This window comes from Amycolatopsis rhizosphaerae, assembly GCF_007713715.1.
Taxonomy (GTDB): Bacteria; Actinomycetota; Actinomycetes; order Mycobacteriales; family Pseudonocardiaceae; genus Amycolatopsis_E; species Amycolatopsis_E rhizosphaerae.
In genome coordinates, this window is sequence record NZ_VJWX01000395.1 from 1 (window position 1) to 6,664 (window position 6,664).

The window sequence follows — 6,664 nt, forward strand, 5'->3', positions numbered from 1 at the left end:
CATCACAACCGGCGGCTCAAGGGGATGCGCAGGGCGGCCTCGGTTCCCCGCTCACCGTCGCGCAGGCGGCGCAGGGACAGTGAGCCGCGCAGTTCCGACTCGATGAGCGTGCGGACGATCTGCAGGCCCAGTCCGTCCGCCCGTTCCAGGGAGAACCCCGAGGGCAGGCCGCGGCCGTTGTCGCGGATCAGCACGTCCAGCCAGCGCGCCGAGCGGGACACCGAAATCTCGATCCTGCCCGGGCGGCCGTCGGGGAAGGCGTGCTCCACCGCGTTCTGCACCAGTTCCGCGAGCACCATCACCAGCGGTGTCGCGATCTCCGCCACCACGATCCCGAACGAACCGGTGCGCGTGATGCTCACCCTCGACTCGGCCGTGGCCACCTCGCCCACCATCGGCAGCACGTTGTCCAGCAACTGGTCCAGGTCGACCCGTTCGTCCACCGACACCGACAGCGCCTCGTGCACCATCGCGATCGAGGAGACCCGGCGCACCGATTCCGTCAGCGCCTGGCGCGCCTCCGGGCTCGTCGTCCTCCTCGACTGCAGGCGCAGCAGCGCCGCCACCGTCTGCAGGTTGTTCTTCACCCGGTGGTGGATTTCGCGGATCGTGGCGTCCTTGGACAGCAGTGCCCGGTCACGCCGCTTGACCTCGGTCACATCCCGCACCAGCACCAGCGCCCCGGCCGGCTGGCCGTGGGGCCGCAGCGGCAGCGCCCGGAACAGCACGACGGCGCCACGACGCGAGTCGGCCTCGGTGCGGCTGCCCGGCTTGCCGTCGAGCGCGTCGAGGATGCGGTGGGCAACCTCGGTGGCGTCGAACGGGTCCCGGATCAGCGACCGGGTCAGCGGGGCGAGCCGGGTGCCCACGAGATCGGACTCGTGCCCCATGCGGTGGTAGGCGGACAGCCCGTTGGGACTGGCGAAGACCACGTTGCCGGAGGCGTCCAGCCGGATCAGCCCGTCGCCCACACGAGGGCTGGTGTGCACGTCGCTCTGCGAATCCGGGCTCGGGAACGTCCCGTCCGCGATCATCTGGCACAGATCGCCCGCACTGCCGAGGTAGGCCACCTCCAGCGGACTCGGCACCCGGGGCGCGGCGAGGTTCGTCTCGCGGCTGAGCACGGCGATGACCTTGCCCACGAAGGTGACCGGCACGGCCTCCCGCCGCATCGGCAGGTCCCGGTACCAGTGCGGATCCTCCTCGCGGCAGATCCGCACCTCCCGGATGGCCCTGGCCAGCTGCGGGTGCTCGTCGACGGTGAACCGCGTGCCGACCACGTCCTCCGGGTGCGCGGTGGGCGCGGTGGTGGGCCGGGCCTGGGCGACGCAGACGAAGTCGCCCCCCTGCTCGCTGTGCTCCGGCGAGACCGGAACCCACAGCAGGAAGTCGGCGAAGGACAGATCGGCGAGCAGCTGCCACTCTGCGACCACAGCCTGCAGGTGGTCGGCGGCCTCACCGGAGAGGGCGGTGTTCTCCGCCAGCAGGTCGGAAAGCGTGGACAAGGTTCACTCCACTGTGTTCGCGCTGGGCATCCTCGTCATCCAAGCAGAGCCGGACCGGGTAGGCAGCGCCCGGGCACCGCCTGCCACACTGGTCAGGCAAGCCAGACCGAGGAGTGGACATGTCCAAGCGTGCCCGTAAGCGTCGCGACCGCAAGAAGAACGGTGCGAACCACGGCAAGAAGCCCAACGCCTGAATTCTGGGCAACGAGAAGGCCCCGGTGCGCTCCGCACCGGGGCCTTCTCACGTCTCGACCGGGGGCCCCGGTCACTCACTCTTCTCGATGCTCACCTCGGTGCGCTCGACGGTCAGCCCGCCATGCATCTGCACGGTCCGGCGGATCGAGGCCCGCAGCCTCCGCTTCAGCTCGGCCGGGGCGAGATCACCGCCGCACTTGCGGGCCAGCAGCTGCTTGATCGCCTCGTCGATGCCGTATTCCTCCAGGCAGGGTGGACAGTCCTCGATGTGCCGCCGCAGCTCGGCGTCCCGCTCGGGACTGCATTCGCGGTCCAGCAGCAGGAAGATCTCGGCCAGCGCCTCGTTGCAGTGGAGCTTGTCCTTGCCGTGCTCGGAGCTCGCGTTCATCGCGCTACCTCCTGTCGAGCGCCACGGATGAAGCCGCGCTCGCGTGCGACATCGGCCAGCAGGTTGCGCAGTTGAGCACGGCCACGGTGCAGCCGGGACATCACGGTGCCGATCGGCGTGTCCATGATTTCGGCGATTTCCTTGTACGCGAAACCTTCGACGTCGGCAAGGTACACCGCGAGCCGGAATTCCTCGGGCAGTTGCTGCAGCGCGGCCTTCACGTCGCTGTCCGGAAGCCGGTCCATGGCCTCGACCTCGGCCGAACGCAGGCCGGACGAGGTGTGGCTCTCCGCCTGTGCGATCTGCCAGTCGGTGATCTCCTCGGTCGGCTGCTGCACCGGCTGGCGCTGGCGCTTGCGGTACCCGTTGATGTAGGTGTTGGTGAGGATGCGGTACATCCAGGCCTTGAGGTTGGTGCCCTCCTTGAAGGAGGCGAACGCGCCGTAGGCCTTGAGGTAGGTTTCCTGCACCAGGTCCTCGGCGTCGGCCGGGTTCCTGGTCATCCGCATGGCCGCCGAGTACAGCTGGTCAAGCAGCGGCATCGCGTCCCGTTCGAAACGCTCGGCGCGTTCGTTCTCCTGCTCTTCGACTGAGCCGGCCCCGGGTATCGCGTCCTTCGGCGTGCTCGGCAAACCGTTCCCTTTCCCATCCACATCGCGGTACGCAGTTGACTGCTTCGAGGATACGCGGACGGCTTTCACCTGGCTGGGCACGGCGGCTTGCCCCGGAGGGGTGAGCACCGGCATCCGGCCGCGAGGGCGGGCGAGTTCGGTCATCACGCCGTGCACAACGACAATGCCCACGGGGGCATTCCCCGGCACGCGGAGATCAGCGGCATAGAGTTCGGTGGTGGCTGGAAAGGGAACACCGGCGACCGCCGCGCTCGCCAAGCACAAGATCGCTCACACGCTGCACGCCTACGAGCACGACCCGAAACACGAGTCGTACGGCCTGGAGGCGGCGGAAGCGCTCGGGGTGGACCCGGCGCGCGTGTTCAAGACCCTGGTGGTGGAGGTGGACGGCAAGCTCACCGTGGGGGTGGTTCCGGTGACCGGGCAGCTCGACCTCAAGGCGCTCGCCGCCGCGGCGGGCGGGAAGCGGGCGAAGATGGCCGACGCCACCGCCGCGCAGCGGGCCACCGGCTACGTCCTCGGCGGGATCTCCCCGCTCGGCCAGCGCAGCCGCCTTCCCCTGGTCATCGACTCCTCCGCCACCGGTTTCGACACCGTGTACTGCTCGGCGGGCCGTCGCGGGCTGGAGGTGGAGCTGGCCCCGGCCGAGCTGATCCGGCTCACCTCGGCCGTCGTCGCCCCCATCGCGGGCTGAAACCCCGGTTTCACACCAGCGGGCGCAGCACGCGGGAAAGCCATTCGGACACGGCGCGGAACAGGGCGTCCAGATCCTTGTCGAGGGCGTGCGTGCCGGGGATGACGACGAGCTCGTGATGCGGCCCGGCCTCCGGGCGGCCGAACGGGTCGCTCTCCCCCTGCACCACCAGCGCCGGTACCGGCACGGCGTCCAGCTCCGCCTGGCGCGACTTCTCCGGCTTGCCGGGCGGGTGCTCGGGGAAGGCCAGGCACAACACGGCCACCGCCTGTCCCTCGGCGGCGGTGCGGCAGGCCACGCGCGCCCCGGACGACCGGCCGCCGAAGACCTGCGGCAGATCGTCGAAACGGTCCGCCAGCTCCTCCGCCACGGCCAGCCAGGCGGTGTCCAGCTGCTTGGCCGGTGCGGGGGCGCGGCGCCCGGCCACCCGGTAGGGCTGCTCGACCAGTGCCACGTGCACCCCGGCGGCCTTGGCGGCCCTGGCCACCGTGACCAGGTCCTTCGCCTCGATCCCGCCGCCGGCACCGTGGCCGAGGAGCAGCACCGCGAGGCCGTCCTGCGCGCAGTGCAACTCGGCACGGGCGGGGCCGTACGGCGTGGGGATCTCGATGGTGGTCATGTCACTTCGGCAGTTCGAACAGGGGCTCGTCGAGGTCGGCCGCCGCGGGCTCGACCCTGGCGACGAGCTCGGGGCCGTTGTTGCGCACATTGTTCACGCGATCCGAGACGGGCCGCAGTTCGAGCGAGTCGACGAGGTCCTCCGCGGGGGCGAGGAGTTCGCCGGCCTCGGTGCGGTCCGGATCCAGCCAGTCCGCCCAGCGCCGTCGCGGTATCGCCAGCGGCATCCGCTCGTGGATCTCGGTCAGCCTGCCGACCGCGTCGGTGGTGATGATGGAGAACGTGATCAGCGGCGGGGCGTCGCGGTCCTTCGGATCCCGCCAGCTCTCCCAGATCCCGGCGAAGGCGAGATCCTCACCGGTCAGGTAGAAGGGTTCCTTCTTGCCGTCGGTCTTGCGCCACTCGTACCAGCCGTCGGCCGGAACCAGGCAGCGCCGCTGCGCGAGCGCCCGTTTGAAGGCGGGCTTCTCGCTCGCCGTCTCCGCCCTGGTGTTGATCATCCGGTTGCCCACCGAGGGATCCTTCGCCCAGAACGGGACCAGGCCCCAGCGCATGACCCGCAGGGTGCGCACCGACGGCTCCTCGGTCAGCACGTGCCCCTCCGCGTCGCGGGGATGCCGCTGCACCACGGTGATCGCGTTCTTGGTCGGCGCCACGTTGTAGTCGGCACCGCGGGCCTGCCCGCCGGTTTCGTCCGCCGCGTCGAACTCCCGGACCAGCTCGGCCGGGTTCTTCGTCGCGGCATAACGGCCGCACATGTCGCCCAACTCCTTTTCGCAGGTGCTCGGACAACCATCGTGACACAGATCAGGGATCATCGTGACCGACACCCGCACCGGGAGGGAGAACGGTTTGTCCGGCAGGGATTGGCGCAAGCTCGACGAAAGCGACGTGCGGGTCCGCCCGGGACGTGGCTCCCGGCCCCGCAGCAAGCGCCGCCCCGAGCATGCCGACGCGGTGGGCGCGATGGTCATCGCCGTCGACCGCGGACGCTGGACCTGTGCGGTCGGCGGTGACCCCGGCAGGCTGGTGACCGCGATGCGCGCCCGCGAACTGGGCCGCACCCCGGTGGTGGTGGGCGACCAGGTCGGTGTGGTCGGCGACGTCAGCGGCAGGCCGGACACGCTCGCCCGCATCGTGCGGGTGGAGGAGCGCCGCAGTGTGCTGCGCCGGACCGCCGACGACACCGACCCCTTCGAACGCATCGTGGTCGCCAACGCCGAGCAGCTGCTCATCGTCAGCGCGCTGGCCGACCCGCCGCCGCGCACCGGTTTCATCGACCGCTGCCTGGTCGCCTGCTACGCGGGCGGACTGCGTCCCGTGCTGTGCCTGACCAAGGCCGACCTCGCCGATCCCGGCGAGCTGCTGGAGCGCTACGCCGACCTCGACGTGCCCGCCGTGGTCACCCGCCACGACGAGGACTCACTGCCGCTGTCGGACACCGTCAACGGCCGGATCTCGGCGCTCGTCGGCCATTCCGGCGTGGGCAAGTCGACCCTGGTCAACCGGCTGGTGCCGGACGCGGAGCTGGCCACCGGGGAGGTCAGCGCGGTGGGCAAGGGACGGCACACCTCGGTCGCCGCGGTGGCCCTGCCGCTGCCCGGTGGCGGCTGGGTGATCGACACCCCCGGCGTGCGCTCGTTCGGCCTGGCGCACATCACGGCCGACGACATCGTCTCCGCCTTCCCGGAATTCGCCGAAGCGGCCGAAGAATGCCCGCCGGGCTGCGGTCATCTCGGCGCCCCCGAAGACCCGGACTGCATGCTCGACCAGGTGCCGCAGGCGCGCCGCCTCGCTTCGCTACGGCGCCTGCTGGCATCCAGGACCGGCATGCAAACATGATCGCCTCACAGAAACGTAACTTTCGACAGGGGAAACATAAGTGAAGAAGCTTGCGCTCACCGTCGGTGGTCTCGCGCTCACCGTCGCCCTGACCGCGTGCGGCGCCAAGGCGGGCGACGGTACCGGGAACACGGCGGCGGGCACGAATGCGACCGGCGGGATGTCCGCACTGTTCAGCAACGCCCAGGACCTGGCCCACGCCGCCTCGTCGAAGACCGGCCAGGCCAAGACCGCGAAGTTCACCATGGACATGTCGATGGGCAAGCAGTCGATGAAGGCCCAGGGCTCCGGCGACTTCGCCAAGCCGGCGGTGCAGATGACCATGAACATCGGCGAGATGACCGAAGAGATGCGCATCGTCGACAACACGGTCTACATCAAGCTGCCCAAGGAGCTCAGCGCCAAGACGGGCAGCAGCAAGCCGTGGGTGAAGACCTCGGCGGACAGCATGATGGGCAAGCAGCTCGGCGCGGGCAAGGCCGACCAGAACGACCCGAGCAAGATGCTGGAGAAGGTGCAGCAGGCGGGCACCATCACCAAGAGCGAGCAGACCGTGCTGGACGGCCAGCCTGCCACGCACTACGCGATCACGGTGGACCTGAACAAGGCCATGCAGGTCATGGGTTCCGAGGTCGACAAGACCGTGCTGGACAAGATCGCGGGTAAGAACATCACCTTCCCGATGGAGATCTGGCTCAACAGCGACATGCTGCCGGTCCAGATCACCGAGGACCTCAGCGACATGATGAAGGCTGCGGGCGCCCCGGCCGGGACCGATCAGGTCAAGATG

9 protein-coding genes are annotated in these 6,664 nt (G+C 69.7%); 4 read left to right on the plus strand and 5 right to left on the minus strand.

Features of this window, described 5'->3' with window-relative positions; genetic code table 11:
• Positions 1–2 precede the first annotated feature (2 nt).
• Positions 3–1,505 carry a sensor histidine kinase gene (locus FNH05_RS28480; protein WP_144591931.1) on the minus strand — a complete coding sequence of 501 codons (1,503 nt, stop codon included), beginning with the start codon at positions 1,503–1,505 and terminating at the stop codon, positions 3–5.
• 119 nt (positions 1,506–1,624) lie between these two features.
• Here FNH05_RS28480 and FNH05_RS40115 point away from each other — a divergent pair, with 119 nt between their 5' ends.
• A complete protein-coding gene (locus FNH05_RS40115; RefSeq protein ID WP_098515123.1) occupies positions 1,625–1,699 on the plus strand; it encodes a 50S ribosomal protein bL37 in 75 nt (24 codons plus the stop codon).
• Between the two features lie 71 nt (positions 1,700–1,770).
• Here FNH05_RS40115 and rsrA read toward each other — a convergent pair whose 3' ends face one another.
• Positions 1,771–2,088: a mycothiol system anti-sigma-R factor gene (rsrA, locus tag FNH05_RS28485; protein ID WP_144591932.1), complete on the minus strand. Its 318-nt coding sequence runs from the start codon at positions 2,086–2,088 to the stop codon at positions 1,771–1,773.
• Positions 2,085–2,867, minus strand: a complete 783-nt coding sequence (locus FNH05_RS28490) for a sigma-70 family RNA polymerase sigma factor (protein ID WP_425458499.1) — start codon at positions 2,865–2,867, stop codon at positions 2,085–2,087. Before FNH05_RS28490 ends, rsrA begins: the two co-directional genes overlap by 4 nt.
• 70 nt (positions 2,868–2,937) lie before the next feature.
• On the opposite strand from FNH05_RS28490, the gene ybaK reads away from it, so the two are divergent.
• Positions 2,938–3,414: a Cys-tRNA(Pro) deacylase gene (gene ybaK / locus FNH05_RS28495; RefSeq protein ID WP_144591933.1), complete on the plus strand. Its 477-nt coding sequence runs from the start codon at positions 2,938–2,940 to the stop codon at positions 3,412–3,414.
• A 10-nt stretch (positions 3,415–3,424) separates the two neighbouring features.
• On the opposite strand, the gene FNH05_RS28500 is transcribed toward ybaK, so the two are convergent.
• Both FNH05_RS28500 and FNH05_RS28505 read right to left on the minus strand, forming a co-directional pair.
• Positions 3,425–4,033, minus strand: a complete 609-nt coding sequence (locus FNH05_RS28500; RefSeq protein WP_144591934.1) for an alpha/beta hydrolase family protein — start codon at positions 4,031–4,033, stop codon at positions 3,425–3,427.
• A 1-nt stretch (position 4,034) separates the two neighbouring features.
• Entirely contained in the window at positions 4,035–4,790 is a 756-nt protein-coding gene (locus FNH05_RS28505) for an SOS response-associated peptidase (RefSeq protein ID WP_144591935.1), read from the minus strand.
• A 94-nt stretch (positions 4,791–4,884) separates the two neighbouring features.
• On the opposite strand from FNH05_RS28505, the gene rsgA reads away from it, so the two are divergent.
• Together rsgA and FNH05_RS28515 are read left to right on the plus strand one after the other, a co-directional pair.
• Positions 4,885–5,874: a ribosome small subunit-dependent GTPase A gene (rsgA, locus tag FNH05_RS28510; RefSeq protein WP_144591936.1), complete on the plus strand. Its 990-nt coding sequence runs from the start codon at positions 4,885–4,887 to the stop codon at positions 5,872–5,874.
• Between the two features lie 40 nt (positions 5,875–5,914).
• The coding region (locus tag FNH05_RS28515) for an SCO4651 family lipoprotein (protein WP_144591937.1) at positions 5,915–6,664 on the plus strand (750 nt) is incomplete at its 3' end.

What these genes read in the sequence shown, in the direction of transcription:
- FNH05_RS28500 (WP_144591934.1), bottom strand. Translation starts at nt 4,033, where the DNA reads ATGACCACCATCGAGATCCCCACGCCGTACGGCCCCGCCCGTGCCGAG.
- FNH05_RS28505 (WP_144591935.1), bottom strand. Translation starts at nt 4,790, where the DNA reads ATGTGCGGCCGTTATGCCGCGACGAAGAACCCGGCCGAGCTGGTCCGG.
- rsrA (WP_144591932.1), bottom strand. Translation starts at nt 2,088, where the DNA reads ATGAACGCGAGCTCCGAGCACGGCAAGGACAAGCTCCACTGCAACGAG.